Origin of the sequence: uncultured Methanobrevibacter sp., from assembly GCF_902769175.1 — an archaeon.
In the GTDB taxonomy this organism is placed as follows: Archaea; Methanobacteriota; Methanobacteria; order Methanobacteriales; family Methanobacteriaceae; genus Methanobrevibacter.
This window is the reverse complement of record NZ_CACXNW010000015.1, coordinates 98,027-120,109: the sequence shown is the minus strand read 5'-3', so window position 1 is coordinate 120,109 and position 22,083 is coordinate 98,027. Positions and strand designations below refer to the sequence as shown.

The window sequence follows — 22,083 nt, the reverse complement described above, 5'->3', positions numbered from 1 at the left end:
AGTTATTATTTTAGTGTGATTTTATGGCGTCTAGTGAAAAGTCTAAGTGGGATAGCAATATTGCATTTATTTTGGCAATGATAGGTTCTGCTGTTGGTTTAGGTAATATTTGGCGTTTTCCAAATGTTCTTTATTCCAATGGTGGAGGATCATTTATGATTCCTTATATAATTTCAATATTTTTCTTGGGAATCTCCTTTGTTCTTGTGGAATATGCGGTTGGCTTTAAATTTAAAACATCTTTATCTAAGATATTCTACAGCATTAAACCTAGTTTGGAAGCAGTAGCATGGTTCATTATATTTGTTGTATTCTTGATTACAACCTATTATGTTTGTGTAGTAGGTTGGGATTTAATATACCTTGTCTTAAGTTTCTTCCAAGGCTGGGGTGCAAATCCTGATGTATTCTTCACTACAAGTGTTTTGAATGCATCTGATTCTCTTTCAGGTATTTTTACCATTGTTCCATGGGTTTTTGTATCTGTCTTTGTTATTTGGCTCATTGCTTGGTTTATCGGTCAAAAGGATTTGAATGCAGGTATAGGTAAAGTAAGTAAAATTCTATTGCCTGTATTGTTTATAATCGTTTTGGTCATTGTAGCATTTTCAGTGACTTTGCCAGGTGCTTCAATAGGCTATACTCAAATATTCACTCCTGATTGGTCTGCATTGACTGATTTGAATGTGTGGCTTGCTGCATTTGGTCAGATTGTATTCTCACTCAGTTTAGGTATGTCAATTGCTCTTACATATGCAAGCTATCTTCCTGATACCTCTAAATTAACTGATAATGCATTGGTTGTAGCATTTTCCAATTCTGGATTTGAAGTCTTCAATGCAATTGGAATCTTCTCCATTTTAGGTTTCATGACTTTCACCAGTGGCATTCCATTTAATCAATTGGTAACTGAAGGAACCGGTTTAGCATTTGTTGTTTTCCCAAATGTATTTAATGTTATGCATCCTTGGTCCTATATTATTGGGCCATTGTTTTTCTTGTGTATTTTCTTTGCAGGAATTACCTCTGTAATGGCTTTATCAGAAGTGGTTTCCTTTGCTATTCATGAAAAATTCGGATTTTCAAGAAAGAAATCTGCAACTTTAGTGTGCATTGTAGGATTTTGCATATCTACAATATTTGCAACTTCTGCAGGAAGTTATCTTTTAGGAATCTTTGATGCATTCTTAAACAATTTCGCATTGCTCTTTGGAGTTTTGCTTGAATGCATAATCTTTGGTTGGTTATACAACTTTGACAAGCTTGTTGAAGTCTTGAATAATAATTCAAGAATTCAAATGGATCCTTTCTGGAAAATCATTATCAAATACATTTTGCCGGTATGTATTTTATGTTTATGGGTTCAAGGAGTTTACACCACAATGATGGATGCAGATTTCACTAGTCGGTTGGTTATGCTTTGCTTGTCTATCATTATTTTTATAGTCCCTATTATATTTGCTAAATTGCCGGCTAAAAACAAGGATTACTACAAGCCTATTGAGACAGAATAACTCCCATATTGCGACCAAACTTTCACTCGCCTTCTCACGTGTAAAAGTTTGATCAAAATATTTCCAAACTTTTAGAAAAAGTTTGATTAAAATATTTTCATTAGTTAGGAGTATTTTCTCTTAACTTTTCTTTTTTGTTTCTATTTTTTTAATTTCTAATTTTAATTCCTATTAATTCCTATTTTAATCTTTAATTTTTATCCTTGATTTTAACCCTAAATTTACTGAAATAAGAAACTTTTTTAAATAATTAAAACTTTAATATATAATATAATAACTATAAGAATTTAATTAACACCTTATTATGAGATGTTTTAAGAATATTCGATAAAATTTAATATTGATAATATAGGGGATGAAATTATGGAAAACAGATGGGATAATTCAACTGGCTTTTTAATAGCTATGATAGGGGCTATCATTGGATTGTCTGGTATTTGGAAATTTTCTTATCTTATGTATGAAAATGGTGGAGGAACATTTATAATACCGTATATTTTAGCTATTGTAATCATGGCTATTCCTATTTTGGCATTAGAGTTTGGAATAGGTTTTAGATTCAAGTCAAGTCTGCCTAAGGTATTTTATAATATCAAATCTGAGTTTGAGATTATAGCTTGGTTTATAATGGTGCTGATTTTCATAGTCTTAATCTATTATACCTGCATAATGTCTTGGGACCTTATCTATGTTATCCTTAGTTTATTTAAGGGATGGGGTAGCAATCCTAGTGTTTTCTTTACAACCACCCTATTGCACAGCACATCTAATCCATATGGTCTTACTTATCTTGTGGTTCCTATAGGTGTTGCATTGGTATTGATATGGGGCTTTATTTATTTCATGTCTCGAAAGGAAATCAACAAGGGAATATTGAATGTCAGCAAAGTATCACTATTGCTGTCATTTGTCTTGCTTTTAGGCATACTTATATTTTCCCTTCAGCTTCCTGGGTCCCGTACTGGAATAATGGCATTATTCAATCCTGATTGGTCAGTGCTCTTGAATGTAAATGTTTGGCTAGCTGCATTTGGACAGCTTGTATTCTCCTATGGATTAGGCTATGCAATTGCAAGCATATATTCCTCTTATTTGCCGGAAAATGCTAAATTAATTGACAATGCATGGATAATTGTTTTAGTGAGTTTGGTATTTGAAGTATTGGTTTCAGTTCTTTTGTTTTCCCTTATGGGTTATATGGCATTAGGCAGAAACATTCCTATCACCAGCTTAGTCAGTGATGGATTTTCAATAATCTTCGTTGTTTTCCCAAATGTTTTCAATATAATGGATCCATGGGTTTATATGGTTGCTCCAGCATTCTTCTTGCTTTTATTGGTTGGAAGCTTAAGCACAATTTTAGCTTTGATTGAACCTTTATCCAATGCAATAAGCGAAAAATTCGGATGGACTAGAGATAGAGCTGTAAGACAGCTTGTTTTAGTAGGATTGTTCCTTTCATTCATTTTTGCAACAGGTATGGGAGAGTATCTCTTGAGAATAACTGACTCATTCATAACTCAATTTGCAATTATTTTAGGAGTTCTTTTGGAACTTATTGTTTTGGGATGGGTCTTTGACATAGAAGAGATTTGTTATGTCTTGAATGAAAACTCACATATTCATGTGGATAAGTCTTGGATAATAACAATCAAGTTTATACTTCCAATCATATTGGCTATCATTTGGATTGTAGGTGTCTATAATCTAATTCTTGCTGGAGATAGGCAAAGCTTGCTTGTCCAGTCAATCATAGCTTCCATCTTTGTAATTGTTCCTTTAGCATTGACTCTTATTCCATTTGATGAGGATTATTCTCTTGACTTAAGCAGCAATGGCGGTGGAGTAAATTACTTTAAGGAAAAGGAATATGTTGAAAAGACCATTGATGATTATGCAGAGGAAGAAGGCAATAAGCTTCTCTTCAATAAGGATGGGTCTTTTGTCAATCTATATACCTACTTTAAGAACAGGTCTAAAAGGGTTAAGGAAGAAAGCAATGAAGAGGGTTCTGATGAGGAACCTAAATCCAAATCTGGCTTATGCAGATTTGCCAGTTCCAAATCCAAATCAGGCAAGAATGTCTTAAGAAATGTGGATATGTCCTCTGATGAGTTTGATTCTCCATATGATGATGATTTCGATGACAAATACAATAGGGATTATGATGATTATATTGAAGAAGACTCTAAGTCTGATTCATCTTCACAGAATAAGAAGAAATCCAAATCCTTATTTGATAAGATAAACATGTTCAATAAGGATAAAGAGGATGATAATCCAGATGATGGCTTTGATGATGATATAGAATTTGATGAGGATTTCGGTGAAGGTGATTATATCGCTCCTATCAGAGAAGATGATCAAAAGGCTTCCAAATCAAATCACAAATTCAAAGGTGCTAAGGAAGCAGACATTTTTGATAATTTGGATGAGTATGCTGAAAGTCCTAAGCCAAAGGCTAAACAAAAGTCTAAACCAAAAGCTAAACCAAAGGCTAAAACTAAAAAATCCAAAGCCGAACCAGCTCCTAAAAAGCCTGAAGTGGAAGAGCCTGTTGAAGAAATAGAATATGAAGAATTCAGTGATGATTTCTTTGATGATGGTGTCTTTGGAGATGAAGGATACGAATCCCTTTTAGATGATTATGAAGAGCCTAAGCCAAAGGCCAAAGCTAAAAAGTCTTCCAAATCCAATAAATCCAAATCTTCAAAAAGCCCTAAATCTCTTAAGAGACAAGTGGATGGTGAAGATAAATATTACGATTATGAAGATAAGGGAGCAGATTCAGTTTTTAATTTGGATGAATGACTCACCATTCTGTCCATCAAACTTTTAGAAAAAGTTTGATTAAAAGTCTTTCTGAATTAGGAAAAGTTTGATTAAAACTATTTCCAAACTTTTAGAAAAAGTTTGATTAAAAGTCTTTCTGAATTAGGAAAAATTTGATTAATAGTCTTTGTGAACTTTTAGAAATAGTTTGATTAAAATCTTTTTCTGGAGGTACACTCCTCTTAACTTTTCTTTTTATTTATTCCTTTTTTTTATTAAGATTCTTTATCTTCAAAATTTTATTCATTTTTTTCACAATGCTATATATTTGGCCTTATTTTTCAATTTTTTTTATAATAATATATATAAAGATAAAAACATAACTATAATTAATAGGTGTATAGTATGGATAAAAAAATGGCTGTTTTATTAATTGCTGTATTTTGTTTATTATGTGTAGGTTCATACTTAATATTCGAGCCAGGCAGAAATGTCACTTATCATCAAGTTAATTTAACCAATTCATGTTCTGCTCAGGTTCCAGTAACTGACAAGGTATCTAATTATACAGACAATTTAGATATTCATTATTACTATGATTATGATTATGACCTCAATATTACAAGTTTCAATAATGGATCTCCAGTTACAGCATCACAAGGGCTTCTTAGAATGCAAAATATGAAACAAGAAACTTTAGGTACTGAGAAAAGGACAGACCAAGGTTTCACCTATTATAAAAATAATGAACGGGGAACTTATACGGTTTTCGTTGAAGATGGAAAATCACATAACTACATTTTAATTTCCTCTAAAGATTTGACAATTTTAAATAAGGTTTATAATAGTTTAGAAGCCAGAATACTTGTTGATGAAGATAAACTGCAAGATATGTACTCTGAAAACTATTCTGATAACACATCTCGCTATTATTAGTGATTTTTTTATTTTTTAATAATTATCATTTAGATTCATTTATTTAATAATTTAGATTATTTGATGGTTTATTTAGATTATTTGATGGTTTATTTAGAGTATTTAAGAACTTATTTATTCATTTATTTTAATTTTTATGGGATAATATGGATGCTGCAGAAGTATTGATTAAATTGCTTGAAGAAGATGGTGTAAAATATGTATTTGGACACCCTGGGGAACAGATACTTCCTTTTTATAAGGCTTTAAAGGATTCTTCAATCAAGCATATTCTTACAAGACATGAACAGGGAGCAGCTCATGCTGCAGACGCCTATGCTCGTTCATCAGGAAATTATGGATTGTGCATTTCCACTGCAGGTCCTGGTGCCATGAATTTAGTTATGGGGGTAGCAACTGCATTTAAGGATTCAGTGCCCCTTTTAGTAATCACTGGAGACAATGACTACTCTAAAAAAGATGAGGATATTTTTCAAAACTCTCCAATCAATGGTGTTTTTGAGAATATCACTGTTGCCAGCTTTCATCCATCATCTGGCAAATCCGCTATTTTTGATTTGATTCAATCATTGATCATACTGCATAAAAGACCTAATGGCCCTGTTCACATAAACCTTTCTAAAGATGTTTTACAAGAGGATATTGATTTGGAATTGGAAGGACTTAGCTTAAGTGATGCAGTCAGCTATTTTAATCAAGATATCTTCAGCGATATTGATTGTGATTTGGATTGCTTTAACCGGAAAATTTCCAATCATTCTGATTTTTACGATTTGATTAATGTTTTTAGCCAATATTTTGTTTATCTAAATGGCAAGCTAATTTTTGATGAAGGATTATATGGGAATTCCGATGACTTTACAAAAAATATACTGTGTGATGTAGATACTAATATCAACTTATCTATTGAAAAAATCAAGCTTTCAGAAAAACCATTAATCATTGTAGGAAATGGCATAGTTTGGGGTAAAGCTATCGAAAAATTAAGCACTTTTGTAAGTAAAACATGGGTTCCTATCGCCACAACTTTTCACTCTAAAGGAATCATTAGTGAGTATGATAAATTGAACCTTGGAATTGTAGGGCTTCGAGGAACTTCACTTGCAAATTACGCTTATCAAAATTCCGATTGCATTTTGGTTTTAGGTGCAAGATTGTCTGAAAGGACTGTTGCATCTTGTGACATGGAATCTGTTAGGGATAAGATCATTCATGTGAATATTGATGGGGATTGCCTTAAAGGAGGCATTAATCTTTGCATGGATGGATTTGACTTTTTGGATTTGCTATTGCATGAAATTGAAGATAAGGATTATAGGGAAAAGGAGTTTATCAGGTATTCCGATTGGATCAATGAAATCTATTCTAATTATAAAGGATTGGTGGTTGATGGAATTGAAGAGATTGAAGGTAATTTCAATCCATTGAGACCTCCTTATGCAATAAATAAGATTGTTCATGCATTTAAGGGAGGATATTTCCTATCAGATGCAGGGACACATACCACTTGGACAACATTGCTGTCTGAAAATGATAGGTTTGGAAAGCTTCTGTTTTCTGGAGGATTTGGACCAATGGGTTATGGTCTTCCTGGATCTATTGGAGTAGCTGTTGCACATCCATATGATAATGTGGTTGTCATTTGCGGTGATGGAGATATTCAAATGGTTATTCAGGAGTTGGCTACCATTCGTGAGTATGATTTGAATATAAATGTTTTCATTATAAACAATTCACAATTGGGAATCATTCGTCAATGGGAAGAGACTATCTATGATATGGAAAATTATCAGGTGGATTTGACAAATCCTGATTTTGCAAAATTGGCAAATGATTATGGCATTGATTCCATGAAAGCAGAAACCAAGGAAGATCTTGAAATAGCAATTGAAAGTGCTTTGAATTCAAGCCATGCATTTTTAGTTGATGTGTGTGTATGTGAGGAGAATATTCCATTGCCTAAATAGTGATGGTTTAATTTAAGATATTTTTTTCTAAAAACTCTTTCAATAGTATATTTTTATTTTTTGCAATGAATTTAGTATATTCTTTATCAATTGCTTCAATTTGATAATCAGATTCTATTTTTAGAATATAAGCTATTGGAGTAATATCCATTTGGGATATTGAACTTTTGACATTATGTCTTTTTATTAGTTTTTTTAGCATATCAATTTTAGTTTCAGATGGATTTATATCAATTGAAAGAATATCCACTTTGTAAATAAAGTGTATTTCATTTTCGAATATAGGAATTGCTTCGCTAAATTCATAGAATGTTTCTTTTTTAAGCTTGTTTAATATTTCCAGTCCATCCATTTCAATCACTTGATATTTGTTTTTTTCCTGTTCTTTAAAGTGGATTTTTTGATAATCTCTTCTTTTTTGTGTTTTTTGTCAATTTCCTCTTTTTTAATGTGGATTTTTTGTTAATCTCATAATTTCAGTTATTTTATAACCTCTCTAATCAAATTCCTAATGTTCTCTTTAGTTAGCAGAATTAAGCTATAGAATATTAAAAACAGCAAATTGATTTTCAATTCAATTTTTCCTTCAAAATCAATTATCTCTTCTGTAAATTTAGGTTGAACAGTTAATGATGTTGGCTTTGTGCCATTTACAATAGCACCTATTGACCCTATTAAGCTTGCTATTTTTACAGTAGTTGTTTTATCGCTAAGGCCGATTATAAAGTTTCCTTCGAGTTTTTTAAGGTGAATTGTCTTTAAGAAGTCTCTTAAGAATTTCTTCAGTTCTTCCCTGGAATTCAGCAGCTCTTTTAGGATTGGCTTTATCTCTTCGTATTTTTCAAAAAGGCCTTTATCTTCATCATCCTCTTCATCTTCAGATTCTTCTTCTGCTTTCTTATCTGATTTCTCAATACTTTCTGCTTCTTCTTCTGCTTTCTTATCTGATTTTTCGGTGCTTTCTGCTTCTTCTTTATCAGAGCTTAAATCATCTTCCGAATCTTTAGAATCTGTGCCATCATCTTCATTATCTTCATCGATACAGGTTCCTTTGGCACCTTCTCTTGTAAAAATAGCTATTTTCAGTATAGTTGCTTTTAACTTATATTTAACTATGCCTTTTTCCTTTTCAACAGTTAACAATAATCTTAATCCGTTGTAAAGTATGATACAAAATATGATAATTAAGGCGATTAGTATAATTAAAAAAAGATTTATGTTCATTTTATCGCCTTTTCATATTTTGATTTTTTATTATTTATTCAACATCTAAATTCTTGTTTTGATTATTCTTCAATATCATCTATTGCGTCTTTTGCTTCCTCTTCGATATCCTCTACTGTTTCTTTTGCTTCTTCTTTAATATCGTTTACTGCTTCTTCAGTCTTTTCCCTTATTTCTCCATCTTGAATATCAACATTAGCGAGGTCATCAACATTTATGTATTCATCTTCAGGTGCTCTTGATGGGATGAAGTCCTTAACGATATCAGTTAGGATAAGTCCTAATTCATTTAATGCTTTGTTTCCTTCACTTCCTTTTGCTAGGTTGATGGTTCTTATTCCTTCAGCTCCAGTTGTACCTTTTGTTACAACTACCATTGTGGTAGGTTCTACGCTTATTCCAGCACCAGTTCCAGTAAGTTCCTTGTCATGCTTTTGTTCACCTATTCCAAAACCTACTGCTGCTTTGGATACTGGGATTAATAGTTTATCTTCAGTTTCAATTGGTTCTCCAATGTAATTGTTAATGTGAATCAATTTTCTTAATTCTTCTACAGTAGTTTTAATTGGTGTTTCATCAATCATTTTTTGACTCCTTATCCTTTTTAAATCTTATAATTTTTTCGTAATTTTTATAGTTTTTACATTTTATAAAATACTTGTTTAATTATTAGTTTATAATAAATTATATTTATTTCGATATATGTTATTAGTTTTGATAGTATGTATATTAATCTTTCAAAATTAAATGATAAATTAAAATAATCCTTTAGTTTAGTTTTTAATTTATTAAAATTAGTTAAAATTAGTTTTTATAAAAAATTTTAAAGAAAAAAGAAAAAAGAGAAAAGTTAAAAGCAATTCACTCCCAACTAATGAAAATATTTTGATCAAACTTTTGCGAGCCGAAGGCGAGTAAAAGTTTGGAAATATTGTTTTTCTAAAGGTTTAAACCTAAATAATCTTTAAAAAGATTTTGGTCAAGGTTTTGCGCCCCGAAGGGGCGGAAAAGCTTGGGCTTAGATATAATGGTCAGCAAGAGCTGCTACACCTGCACCTGCATCTTCAACTAAACCTAATCCTTTTAAGGTTAATCCTAATGCAGTGAAAGTAATAGCTAATTCTTTGTAGCTGATTACACCCATGTGTCCAATTCTGATTATGTTTCCTTTAAGATGGTCTTGTCCACCAGCTAATTGGACAAAGTATTTGTCTAACATAGTTCCTCTGATTTGTGCATCGGTTGCTCCTTCTGGCATTTTAACTGCAGTTACAGTTGCAGAAGATACAGCTTCATCAGGGAATAATTCAAGACCTAAAGCTTTAACAGCATCTCTGGTTGCAGCTGCTGCTTGGTGGTGTCTTGCTACTCTGTTTTCAAGACCTTCTTCTTGAATGATTTCAAGAGCTGCTTTCATTGCGTAAATCAATGAAACAGATGGGGTGTAAGGAGTTTGAGCAGGAGTCTTATTACCGTTTGCTCTGTATTTAGGCATGTTTAAGTAGTAGTTGTTTGGTTCAACTTTTTCACATGCTGCCCATGCATCATCATTGAAGGTGATTGCTGCAAGACCTGGTGGTGCAGCGAGACATTTTTGGGATCCGGTTACACAAGCGTCAATATGGAATTTGTCTACGTCTACATAGTCTCCACCTAAAGAGGATACAGTGTCTACAATGAATAATGCGTCGTAGTTTTTCATTACTTCCCCTACTTCTTGAATAGGTGCAGCTACTCCAGTGGAGGTTTCATTGTGAATCATGGTTACTGCTTTAATGTCTTCATCTGCTTCTAAAGCTTCTTGCACTTGGTCAGCAGTTACAGCAGTTCCCCATTCAACATTTAAAGGCACTGATTCAATTCCGTGCATTTTTGAAATATCTGCAAACCTTTCTCCGAATTTTCCTCCAACAACATTTAATATTTTTTCTCCTCTGTTTACAAGGTTTGAAACAGCTGCTTCCATTGCAGAAGTTCCTGAACCGGTAAGAATGTAAGAATCATTTTCAGTTTGGAAAGTTTTTGACATTAATTGTGTGGTTTCAGTATAAATTTCTCCGAATTCGTCTCCTCTGTGGTTTACAACTGCTTTTCCCATTGCTTGCAATACTCTTGGGTCAGCGGTTGTAGGGCCAGGAAGCATTAATAATATTTCGTTCATTCATTCATCTCCATATATAATAAGAATTATGAGCTTGATTAATTGATTTTGGATTGTTATTTAAATTGAAATTTTATTTAATTTGAATTATTTTTAATCCATATCCTATTTGATTAAATAAATATGTCAAGCTATATATAGTCTTTCTTTTTAATAGTTTTTAAATATTGTGCCGGCACTTTATTTTCTTTATTGATTTTTAGTTTTTAGCCTGTTTCATTGTTTTAGTTTGATTTTTAATTAACTTTCATTTTTAGTTTTTAGGCTGTTTTTTTATATTTTTCATTTGTTTTAGTTTGATTTTATTTTTTGTTTTTCGGCTGTTTTTTTATATTTTTCATTTGTTTTAGTTTGATTTTTACTTAAATTTAATTTGGATTTTTTAATGGCAATTTTTATAAATAACTTTATAAAGAGTAATAATAGAGGTTTTTCTTATGAGTTTCAGAACACGAAGAGTTATCTTATCCACTCCATTTTTAATGTTATATGAATTTTTTCTTATGAAATATCTCTTTTTATTGTTTGGTGGATTAGAAGATGTTTATTTAATTTTATTGACTATTCTATTTGGAGTATTTAAGATAGTTCCTATGTTTTTTGAAGAGAAAAAATCAAGACCAATAACAAGGTTTTTAGAGCATATATCTTCATTTTGGATTTTCATGTCATTGTTTGTCTTATTTGACTTGATTTTGATTTATGCTATTGGTGCTTTTGTTAAGCTGCCAATCTATGTTATAGTTCTCTTGCTTTTATTGGTTCCTTTAATTACAATTTACAGCTACTGGCATGCTCATAAGATCATCATTCATGAGAAAACCATTGAATTGGATAATATTAATCAGGATATTGATATTGTTCACCTTTCAGATGTCCATTTTGGCTCTATTAGGCATAAATAAATCATTAAAGACATTAGAGATAAGTTAAATGAAATCCCTGCTGATTTGGCTATTATTTCTGGAGACTTGGCAGATGGGTCCTGTGTAGTGGAAGAGGATGATTTTTTGCCTTTAAAGGAAGTTGATATGCCTATAGTATTCACTGCAGGAAACCATGATTTTTACCCTGGTGTTGAAAGTGTTTACAAAGCTTGTAAAAATGCGGGAATCATCATCTTGGCTAATAAGGGGATGGAATTTAAGGATTTGAATATTTTTGGATTAACTTATAGTTTTGAGGAAATTGAAACTGTAGGTGTAGGTGAATTAGGCAATTTCATTGATGAGGATAAGGTTAATATTATCAATTATCATGTTCCCAATTATTGGGAAGGATTTTCAAGTTTAGGCTTTGACATTCAATTGTCTGGCCACACTCATGGTGGACAGTTCTATCCAGTGGTTTGGATAGGAAATATGCTTATGTATAATATGGGTTTATTTAAAAAGAATATTGGTGGAAAGGATAAGTATTTGCATGTTACAACTGGTGTAGGTTCTATGGATTATCCATTTAGATGGGGTACTGATTCTGAACTGGTTGTTTTAAAATTAAGGTCTAAATATTAAGAAGGTTGTGTTAAATTTTTGAATTTAATAATCAAATATTAATTTATATTTATGGTTAAGTTTTTGAAATTAGGGTTGAAATATTAAGTTTTATGGTTTATGGTTAAGTTTTTGAAATTAGGGTTGAAATATTAAGTTTTATGGTTTATGGTTAAGTTTTTGATATTAGGACTCAAAATTTAATGGTATTAACTTGTCAGGTGTCGAATTTGGTGTGATAAAATGAATAAAAGAATTGTAAAAAGAAATGGTGATGAATTGTTTCCTCTGGGTATTGGAACAATGAGACTTGCAACCAAAAATAATTCAATTGATAGGGAAGTGTCAAAGGAATACATTCTATATGCAATTGATAATGGCATGAATTTCATTGATACCGCTTATCTCTATCATAGTGGAAAAAGTGAAGAGTTTTTAGGGGATATTTTAAGTCTTGCAGACTCTGACGGAGTCAAATATAGGCATAAGGTTAAATTATCAACTAAATTGCCTTCTTGGATGGTAAGATCCAGAAATGATATGGATGCCTTTTTAAATGAGCAGTTAAAAAAACTTAAAACAGACTTTATAGACTATTATTTTATTCACAATGTTGATAAGTCATCTGTATTTAGACTTAAGGATTTGGGATTGTATGAATTTTTGGAAAAAGCAAAGGCTGATGGAAAAATAAGAAATGTCGGCTTTTCCTATCATGGCTCTCTCGATGATTTTAATAGTTTGATTGATGACTTTGATTGGGATATGGTTCTTGTCCAATATAACTATTTGGATGTAAATCTTTAAGCAGGTATTCGTGGAATACAATATGCTTATGAAAAGGACATTGCCGTATTTGTTATGGAACCTTTAAAGGGAGGAATTTTTGCAGGTGAATTGCCTGAGAAGGTTCAAAGCTTATTTGATGGTGTTGATTCCAATAGGTCTGCAGTTGATTGGGCTTTAAGTTGGGTTTTAAATCAAAAGGAGATTACTTGTGTATTGTCTGGTATGGACTCACTTGATCAGATTAAGGAAAATATGGCAATTGCGAGTAGAGTTGAAATTGGTTCCTTATCTGAAGAGGAGAATGATGTGTTGTTTCAGGCGCAAGAGATTTTTAATGAGTTGATGAAAATCAATTGCACTGGTTGTGGCTATTGCTTGCCTTGTCCTAAAGGGGTAAACATTCCTGATTGCTTTAAGTTTTATAATGAGAAATTTTTGTTTAATAAAAAAGGAGGGATTATTCCACCTGCCTTGATGCATTATTATATGTTTGTAGGTGGAACAACCAACAAGCAAGCAAGTGCAGGACTTTGCAATCATTGTGGAAGGTGTAAACGCTTATGTCCTCAGTTCCTTGACATTCCTACTCATTTGGATACTGTAAGGTCAGAATTTGAAACTTTTGGATTCAATTATCAGGTTAAGTTTGTTAAGAATATTGCACTGCCTTTTTCAAGTAAGATAACTAAGTTCTTTGACTTTTTTAAGAATTTTTAGTTTTTTTTACTTAAAATTAAGAATTATATTATTTTTTTAATAAGTTAAAAAGATTAAAATTAGAATTTATTTATTTTTTTTAGTTATTTAAAAAGAGTTTTAATTTTTTATTTTCTTATTTTTTTAAGAATTTAAAACGAGTTAAAAATAGAAATTATATTATTTGAATTGTTTTTTTAAGAAATAAAAAAAGAATAAAAGATATTTGATTGACAAACATCTTTTATGAAGTGAAATCTGCATTTTGATACTTGATTTTTCCATGATCCTTATCACAAACAATTTGATCCATATTAGTTTTTGACATCACAGTATTGTTTATGAAATAGCTTCTGTAGTTTTCACCTTTAGAATTCATATTTACATTGATATTTTTTATACAATAGATTGCAGGTCCAAAACTGTTTGCAAAATTATCTTTAAAAGTACAATTTTCTACGTTTACACCAGATTTGGAATAGATTCTTCCACCATTGGTATTGGAACCTTCAAGAGCTGAATTACCTAAAAATTCAGTATGGTTTGCATTTACCACTCCGCCACTATAAATTCCTCCACCACAATCACATGCTTTATTTCCTGAAAATCTTGCATTTTTGACAATAACGTCGTTATCACTGAAAAGGGCACCTCCCTTATTGTTTCCAGCGCTATTGTCATCGAAGAATGTATTAATGGTTTCTTTATTACCTTGATTAGCATTAATTTCGATATATTTTGCATATACGGCTCCACCATAATCTTCTGCATGATTCTTTTTGAATGTGGAATTATCTATATATACAGTTCCTTTAGACCGGATTGCTCCACCGTAACATTGGGATTTAGCGCCTTCCGCTTTGTTGGAGTTAAATATACATTTGCCAATATGCACATCACTGCCAGCGTAAATTGCACCACCATAGACTAATGCACTGTTTCCGTCAAATAATGCATTTTTCGCAGTAACTCCATCTTCTGCATACACTGCTCCTCCATCATTGTCCTTTGCATGGTTGTTGATGAAGTAGGTTTTTGCTTCGCTATCTTTATCTTGTTTGGTGTTTATCTTCACATTTTTTGCATATATTGCTCCACCGTAATCATAGGCGTAGTTATCTTTAAAAGTGGAATTGTCAACATACACATCCTTTCCACTTTTTATTGCTCCACCATAACATTGGGATTGAGCGCCTTCCGCTTTGTTGGAGTTAAATATACCTCTGTCAATGTATACCTCCTCACAAGCATAGATTCCACCACCATCGACTAGTGCATGGTTTCCTTCAAATAAGGTACTTATTGCAGTTACCATATTTTTGGAGTATATTGCTCCTCCATCATTGTCCTTTGCATGGTTATTGATGAAGAAAGAATTCACTTCGCTGTTGTTATCTTGTTTGGTGTTTATCTTCACGCTTGTTGCAGATATTGCTCCACCATAGTCATCTGCATAGTTATCTTTAAAAGTGGAATTATCCACATACACAGTTTTATCACAGCATATTGCTCCACCATAACAATTAGGATTGTCTACCCAGTGATAAATGTATTCATACCATGACCAATCACGAGGCTTGACCTTATTGTTAGTGAATGTTGAAGCATTAGTGTAAACATCATTTTTACAGTAAATTGCTTCTCCATCTTCATTTGCATGATTTGAATCAAATAGGGAATTATCAATTTTCACAATTCCGCAAGACCAAATTGCACCACCATTATTATCATCTACGCCATTGGATATGAATTGGGAGTTTTTGATTGTCAATGGCTTATCAACATCATTGTAGATTGCTCCACCATAATCTTCTGCCCAATTGTTTTTAAAAGTACAATGATCAATGGTATATTGTGCAGAGCCATTAATGTAAATTGCACCACCTTTTTCAGTATCGCTATTGTGGCCATTGATTATTATAAGGTTTTTCAAGATTATGTTTCCGCTATTTGAATAAAATGCACTGCAACCGCTTTGACCTGCACAATCAATGGTATATCCATTTCCCTCAATAGTCAAATCCTTATTTAATTGGATTCTGGAATTCTCTTTACCTTTATAATCACAATGTAATGTTAAGGTACTTCCTGCAGCAGCTTTATTTATTTCAGCTTGAAGGTCATCAAAACTAAATTTTGGTCCTGGAATGTCTAATGGAACACCTATTTTTGGACCTTTGATATCAAGTTTTGTTGCAGAAACGTTTGTTTCACTAGCTAATTTTTCTTTGATAATGTTTGTTTGGTTTGATTCTGATTTTGAATCACCATCAAAATCTTTTCCAATCTCAGAAGAATTGGTCATGCCTTCATTGGCATTGATCTCATTCCCAACAGAATTAGAGTCATCCTCATTTGGTTCAATTGAAACATTGCCAACGTTTTTGTCTTCGGCATTTGGTTCAATTGTAACATTGTCAACGTTTTTAAGTTCAACAGCATTAAGGTTATCAGCATTCGTTGATGCTGACACCATACTTGCCCCAAGGAGGGCTATAAATATTAAAGTAAAAATAAGTAATAGTTTTTTCATATGTTTCCCATCATATTTTTTTAACATATTTTCATATATTCATTAATACTTTATAAAAGAAAGTATATAATGATTTTCGCATGTAAGTGGTTGCTTGCATCTTAAATTAAAAAATAAAGAATTGTGGGGAGTTATTTTGGATATTAAATCTTTTTTGGATGTTTACGGATGGCTCACAAATTGATGTTTTTTAATTTATTTTTTGATTCTTTTTTTTGATTGTTCCAATACGTTTTAGACTAAAAAACAGAAATCATTTTCTGGAATTAGTTCTACTGTAAAAATTGCGGGCTATCTTCAAAATATTAAAATAATTAAAAATAATTAAAAATAACTAAAGATAACTAAAGATAACTAAAATTAACTAAAATTGACTAAAGATAACTAAAGATAACTAAAATTAACTAAAATTAACTAAAAATATTAAAAAAAAAATAAAAACCGATGTTTAAAAACATCTAGTTTTTCACAATCAATTTAACTTTTTTGCTTACAGGCTTGTAGTATCTATTGCCTTTAAACTTAATTACACTAGTAAATTTACCTTTGACTTTTAAGTTTTTGATGTTAAATATTGCTTTTCCTTTTTTGTTGGTTTTTGCAGTGTATGTTTTTCCTCTGACTCTTAAGGAAAGTTTTACATTCTTAACTGCTTTTCCTTTACTATTTTTCAAGCTTATTGCATATTTTTTAACTTTTGCAAGTTTTTTAAAGGCTTTGTTTTTAGCTGCAATTTTGGTTTTTTCTTTGTAGATTATTATCTTTACAGTTTTTGATGTTGCCTTATAATTAGCATCTCCTGCAAACTTGACTATAAGGTTTCTTTTACCTGCTTTAGCCACCCTTAATCTTTTGGCAGTTAATTTAAAGGTAGCAACTCCTTTGGAATTGGTAGTTGCATATCCAATATACTTGCCCGCTAAGGTAAATTTAACTTTCTTCTTAGCTAATGCTTTTCCTTTAGAATCCTTAAGTTTAATCTGATACTTTCCACCATAATTGATTACATAGGCTTTGTTTGAAGCTGACACTACTGCATTTTCTTTGAGAACCTCAAAAATGACTTTTTTCATCATTTTTTCATAGTTTTCATTAGGTCTCACCACATCTACAGAATAGCTGCCTGCATTTAATGATAAAGAAATATTGCCTTTTTCATCTACCACATTAACAATCTGATAATTTCCACTTATATTGACAACATAAATTTGATCAACCTCAGATTCTACAAACATGATAAGTTTTTCACCATATTTTACTTTAGGAATAGTGAATGTGAGATCCACAACTCCTTTTAAGACTTCAAATTCGGCATTTGTAATATTGGACTCATAATATGGATTATCAAAAGTCACATTAGCATAATATCTCCCTGCATTTAAAAATTCAGTTGTATTTCCAATTCCATTCTCTACAATAACTGTACTGCTTGTTCCATTAATATCAATAAGGTACTCTCCATCAATATCTGCTTGGACAATCACTACAACACTATTTGGATAGCTTACATCTTCAATACTTACAATTACATTATTTGTCTTGTTTTTAACCTCAAATTCAAGATTTGCAATTGATGAATTATAGTTTGGATTTTCAAAGGTCACATTAGCATAATAGACTCCTGGTGCTAAAAAAAGAAGTTTATTTCCTTTTCCATTAACCACTTCCATATAATCGACAGTTCCATTTATATCCAAAGTATATATTCCATCAATATCTGCATTAACCTGTACAATAGCGGTTCCAACAAAGCTATCACTATCAACACTAACATTAATATTATTGTGAGCTTGATGAACAACAAAGGAAGTAGGATTGAAGCTGAAATCATAATTAGGATTATCATAACTTAAAATCACATCATAAGTACCTGCATTAAGGGGCAATAGCACATTACCTCTTCTATTAATTACCTTAACCTTTGCAATTGTACCATTCACATTAACAGTATAATCCCCATCCATATCTGCATTTATCCATAAATCAACATTTTCAGGGTAAGTTACATCTGCAACATTTATCCAAGCAGAGGTATATCCTTTTGAGATTGTAAATGTTGTGGAAGTATTGCTTGGGAAGATATTTTCATTTCCATAATTTGTTGCTATAACAGTATAATGGCCTGCTGGCAACCTGCGAGGAAGCATGTCTGCCCCTGAGGACATATTAAAGCTGTTGACAATAGTTCCATTATCATCCAATGTCTTTATATTTACAACAGTTAAGTTTTCACCAGTGATTTCAAATACAATATCATGCTCATCATAAACCATATCCTCAATAGGAGATATGTTGGTCATGGAATTTGCTCTGCATAATCTAAATGTCTTTGAATCCTTGCTTGGGGCAAAAGCTTCATTTCCCAAGTTATAGACTGTGAGATTATAATATTGTTCAAGAGGCAGATTTTCTAGGGATACATTACGTTCATCAGTAGTTGAATTCAAATATACATTTCCTTCACTATCAATAAGGACAACTCTCACTTCTGTAGAATTTTCAACTGTAAATTCAATGTTTGGAATATTAGGATAATAAAACTCTGAATTATCATCGATATCAATTTTGACAGAACTGGAATTTCTGGAAACTGTAAACCACTCGCTTGCATTAATATAAGTATAATAGCTGTCATCAAAGTGATATGCATGAATCTCATAGAACCAATTATCAAAATGACTGAAATCATAATAAACTTTTCCCTCTTTGTCAGTAATCAATTGACAGGTATCAATCAATTCTTTGCTTATCCAATCATAGATTTCCAAAGTAATGTTAATGCCCTCAGGCATGAAAAACTCAGGACAGTCATAAATACTGCTTACCACACTTCCATTCCAATAAGTAATATTGGAAAATATCATGCCCATTCCACCCATTATCGCATGGGCATATGAATTGAATCCATAAAATTGAACTGAAGCCTTATAATTTTCATAATTTATTTCTAAAGTATCGGAACTTGCCTTATTATCAAGAAAAACACTGTTTTTAAAGTAACCTTCAGAATGCAAGTAGATTGCACTTCCAGTGTATCCATAGTTTCCGGTGAAATTACGTCCAATTATGTTTAAAACTTTTCCAAAATCATAAATTGAACCTCCCATACTGGTAGCAGAATTATTTATGAAATTGGAATTGCTAACATCACTTCCATTATTGAAGTAGATTGCACCTCCCCATGCTCCGAAGTTTTTAATAAAGCTCGAATTTTCTACAACAGATTCGCCCTTGATGTAAAGAGCGCCACCATATTGGCCAGAACAATTTATAAAAGTGGAATTTGCTACATAACCATAAGCTCCAATGTAAACTGCACCACCATAATTGCCTAATCCATCCATAAAGCTGCAATTTATAATATTGGCACTTTTATCAAAGTGAACTGCACCACCATCGAAAGAATTGAAATTGGCAAAAACGATATTCTTTAAAGTGACATTATTTCCTTTAATATCTAAAATCCTAGCAGAATTATTCCCATAAATAGTGTGTCCATCTCCATCAAGAATATAATTGTCCTGTGATATGACAACACCATTTTCATAATTCCTGTCATTGATTGAACTGTAGAAATAATCATCACGCAACATATACATAGCATTATTGTGATTTATATGATTTTGAAGTGTTGTAAATTCGCGAACATTATCAGGTGTTGATTTTTCCTTTAATTCAAAACTCACTTGGTAACTTGAATTCTTGTAAAACTCATTTCCATCAAAAAATATTTTAATAAGATATGTTCCTGTAGGCAAACTTGATGAAATAGGAATTATTTGAGTTCCAAGCCCATAATGAATATTTGAAGTGAGAAGAATATTATTAAATTCAATATTCACAACTCCGCTAATCGCTTCATCCATATGTATTTCAACAACAACCTCATCTTCATCTCCTTTGATTATGTCATCAACTGTAGCATATAAATTTGGATCGAATTTATCAATTCTAATTGATCCGCTCTTAAGGTCATAGCCATAGATGGCAACAGAAGCATATATAGAACCTAATTCAAGAGGGACTATGCTTATGTTCAAAAGATTATCCTTTGTAATTATATCTTCAATCACAACATCTTTGTCAAATTTTAGTGACACTTCCTTTGGGTCAATATATAGGGGATATGCAAAGCTGTTTCCTGATTTTGATTTGAATTGCACTCCAAAATAAACATGCTTATCATCTTGACCAACCTTGACAAATTCAGAAATCAAATAGTCCTTATCCTTAACATGATCATATTCTTCATGCCAAATGGAAGGATTAGGGTTCCGGAAGCAATTGTCGAATGTAGGCTTATCGGTACCATACCAATTTGACTGATATGAATGTTTCCTTTGGAATACACATCATGGCCCTCAAATTTAGCTTTGTTATCTATAAAAATACAGCCTTTGAATGTTATATCTACATTCCGCTTATTTGTATATACGGCTCCACCGTTGGAACTAGAAGAAGTAGCAGTATTTCCTATAAATACGCATGAATAAAAGTAAACATTAGACTCATCTATAAAAAATGCACCTCCGCCAGCTTCCTTTTCTATAATCTTATTTTTTATAAATACTGCATTTTCAACAGCACTATTTAATTTTTTTACATATACTGCTCCACCCCAACAGTCAGCCTGATTATTTTTAAAAATACTTGGGGCAGAGGTAAATGTTAAGGTTTCTGCATATACTGCTCCTCCATAATCTCCTTCAGCAAGATTATTGTTAAAGGTACAGCCATCAATAGTCACTGTATCTTTTGAGTAAACAGCTCCACCATCATCATCTGCAGTATTGCTTTCAAAAGTGGAATTGACTAATATGAGCTTAGATTTAGTATAGACAGCCCCTCCATGGTCATCTTCAGCCATATTTCCAATGAAAGTGGAATTGATGATTGTTAATGTGTTGCCGCTTCTGTCAGCTACTGCACCTCCATTGTTTTCTGCCCAACAATTCTTAAAAGTACAATTGATAATGTTTCCGACAGCAGAATCCTCAAATGATATGGCTCCACCGTTATCTCCATCCTTATTGTACCCATTAATAAAAATTATGTTTTTAAAGGTGATGTTTCCCGCTTTGACAACAAAATAATGGTCATGTTTGCTGCTTCCCTTTAAATCTATGGTATAGCCTTGTCCATCGATGGTAATGTTTTTGCCACTGTTTATAGTTATTATAAGCTTATCAGTGATAGTATTGAAATCTCCATTTAAATACATGGTGTTAGAATGCTGTTTAGGTATGTTGACACTATAAATACTCATTATTTTTTCACGAAGTGCATCACCTACGGGATCATCCCAATGCTGCATATAAGTTATAAATATATTAAGGTCATTTAAATCCCCTCCGGGAAATATTATGTCATTGGAAAGCCCAACATTATCTTCAGAAAGTCTAATTTTAGGGTTAACAACCATATTATCATCAATAGGTTCATTATAATTCCTAATTTCTTCATCAACTACAGAAGAATCATCTAAAATAGAATTATTATCAACACTGCCAATATCGTCAGCAGAGTTATTTAGAATAAGTTTATTTCCTGCACTGCTAATATCATTGGCTGTGTTATTTAGAATAAGTTTATTTCCTGCACTGCCAATATCATTGGCTGTGTTATTTAGAATAAGTTTATTTCCTGCACTGCCAATATCATTGGCTGTGTTATTTAGAATAAGTTTATTTCCTGTACTGCCAATTCATTGGCTGTGTTATTTAGAATAAGTTTATTTCCTGCACTGCCTAAATCCTTGGCAGTTTCTCCCTGCAAGTCTTCATTAAAATCAGTTCTCGCTTGACTTGCATAATTTTCATTATTTTTTAAAATTGCATTATCATAAGTTAAGTTAATATCATTCTCTTGACTTACTTCAATTTCCCCATTTTCCAGCATTAAAGGGTCATAATCATCAATATCCGTTGCATTTACACAACTCGCCCCCAATAAAATAAATGCTGTAAAAATAGAAAAAATAATTAAATATTTTTTCATG

16 protein-coding genes are annotated in these 22,083 nt (G+C 31.9%); 8 read left to right on the top strand and 8 right to left on the bottom strand.

Going from position 1 to position 22,083, the window contains the following annotated elements; translation table 11 throughout:
• The first annotated feature begins 23 nt into the window (after positions 1–23).
• The 4 genes from QZV12_RS06745 (at position 24) to QZV12_RS06730 (ending at position 7,189) form a co-directional block, all read left to right on the top strand.
• Positions 24–1,514: a sodium-dependent transporter gene (locus tag QZV12_RS06745; RefSeq protein ID WP_295619187.1), complete on the top strand. Its 1,491-nt coding sequence runs from the start codon at positions 24–26 to the stop codon at positions 1,512–1,514.
• 363 nt (positions 1,515–1,877) lie between these two features.
• Positions 1,878–4,325, top strand: coding sequence for a hypothetical protein (locus tag QZV12_RS06740; protein WP_295619185.1), 2,448 nt, complete (start codon positions 1,878–1,880; stop codon positions 4,323–4,325).
• 366 nt (positions 4,326–4,691) lie between these two features.
• Positions 4,692–5,222, top strand: coding sequence for a hypothetical protein (locus QZV12_RS06735; RefSeq protein ID WP_295619182.1), 531 nt, complete (start codon positions 4,692–4,694; stop codon positions 5,220–5,222).
• A 146-nt stretch (positions 5,223–5,368) separates the two neighbouring features.
• Positions 5,369–7,189 carry a thiamine pyrophosphate-binding protein gene (locus QZV12_RS06730; protein WP_295619179.1) on the top strand — a complete coding sequence of 607 codons (1,821 nt, stop codon included), beginning with the start codon at positions 5,369–5,371 and terminating at the stop codon, positions 7,187–7,189.
• Positions 7,190–7,196: 7 nt separating this feature from the next.
• Here QZV12_RS06730 and QZV12_RS06725 read toward each other — a convergent pair whose 3' ends face one another.
• The 4 genes from QZV12_RS06725 to QZV12_RS06710 form a co-directional block, all read right to left on the bottom strand.
• Positions 7,197–7,541: a hypothetical protein gene (locus QZV12_RS06725; protein ID WP_295619176.1), complete on the bottom strand. Its 345-nt coding sequence runs from the start codon at positions 7,539–7,541 to the stop codon at positions 7,197–7,199.
• Positions 7,542–7,669: 128 nt separating this feature from the next.
• Positions 7,670–8,413: a hypothetical protein gene (locus QZV12_RS06720; protein WP_295619173.1), complete on the bottom strand. Its 744-nt coding sequence runs from the start codon at positions 8,411–8,413 to the stop codon at positions 7,670–7,672.
• Between the two features lie 62 nt (positions 8,414–8,475).
• Positions 8,476–8,997: a GerW family sporulation protein gene (locus QZV12_RS06715; RefSeq protein ID WP_295619170.1), complete on the bottom strand. Its 522-nt coding sequence runs from the start codon at positions 8,995–8,997 to the stop codon at positions 8,476–8,478.
• Positions 8,998–9,431: 434 nt separating this feature from the next.
• Positions 9,432–10,574, bottom strand: coding sequence for an alanine--glyoxylate aminotransferase family protein (locus QZV12_RS06710; protein WP_295619167.1), 1,143 nt, complete (start codon positions 10,572–10,574; stop codon positions 9,432–9,434).
• A gap of 437 nt (positions 10,575–11,011) precedes the next feature.
• On the opposite strand from QZV12_RS06710, the gene QZV12_RS06705 reads away from it, so the two are divergent.
• The 4 genes from QZV12_RS06705 (at position 11,012) to QZV12_RS06690 (ending at position 13,573) form a co-directional block, all read left to right on the top strand.
• Positions 11,012–11,479, top strand: a complete 468-nt coding sequence (locus tag QZV12_RS06705) for a hypothetical protein (RefSeq protein ID WP_295619164.1) — start codon at positions 11,012–11,014, stop codon at positions 11,477–11,479.
• Positions 11,480–12,088 carry a metallophosphoesterase gene (locus tag QZV12_RS06700; protein WP_366925545.1) on the top strand — a complete coding sequence of 203 codons (609 nt, stop codon included), beginning with the start codon at positions 11,480–11,482 and terminating at the stop codon, positions 12,086–12,088.
• A 222-nt stretch (positions 12,089–12,310) separates the two neighbouring features.
• The gene (locus QZV12_RS06695; RefSeq protein ID WP_295619161.1) at positions 12,311–12,874 is read left to right on the top strand and encodes an aldo/keto reductase; all 564 of its coding nucleotides are present in this window, start codon (positions 12,311–12,313) and stop codon (positions 12,872–12,874) included.
• A 54-nt stretch (positions 12,875–12,928) separates the two neighbouring features.
• Complete coding sequence (locus tag QZV12_RS06690) at positions 12,929–13,573, top strand: 4Fe-4S dicluster domain-containing protein (protein WP_295619159.1); 645 nt, start codon at positions 12,929–12,931, stop codon at positions 13,571–13,573.
• Positions 13,574–13,796: 223 nt separating this feature from the next.
• On the opposite strand, the gene QZV12_RS06685 is transcribed toward QZV12_RS06690, so the two are convergent.
• The 4 genes from QZV12_RS06685 to QZV12_RS06670 form a co-directional block, all read right to left on the bottom strand.
• Positions 13,797–16,028 carry a hypothetical protein gene (locus QZV12_RS06685; RefSeq protein ID WP_295619156.1) on the bottom strand — a complete coding sequence of 744 codons (2,232 nt, stop codon included), beginning with the start codon at positions 16,026–16,028 and terminating at the stop codon, positions 13,797–13,799.
• 515 nt (positions 16,029–16,543) lie between these two features.
• Positions 16,544–20,302: a hypothetical protein gene (locus QZV12_RS06680; protein WP_295619153.1), complete on the bottom strand. Its 3,759-nt coding sequence runs from the start codon at positions 20,300–20,302 to the stop codon at positions 16,544–16,546.
• On the bottom strand, positions 20,299–21,507 hold the full coding sequence (locus QZV12_RS06675; RefSeq protein WP_295619150.1) for a hypothetical protein: 1,209 nt from the start codon (positions 21,505–21,507) through the stop codon (positions 20,299–20,301). Before QZV12_RS06675 ends, QZV12_RS06680 begins: the two co-directional genes overlap by 4 nt.
• A 251-nt stretch (positions 21,508–21,758) precedes the next feature.
• Positions 21,759–22,082: a hypothetical protein gene (locus QZV12_RS06670; RefSeq protein ID WP_295619147.1), complete on the bottom strand. Its 324-nt coding sequence runs from the start codon at positions 22,080–22,082 to the stop codon at positions 21,759–21,761.
• Position 22,083 lies beyond the last annotated feature (1 nt).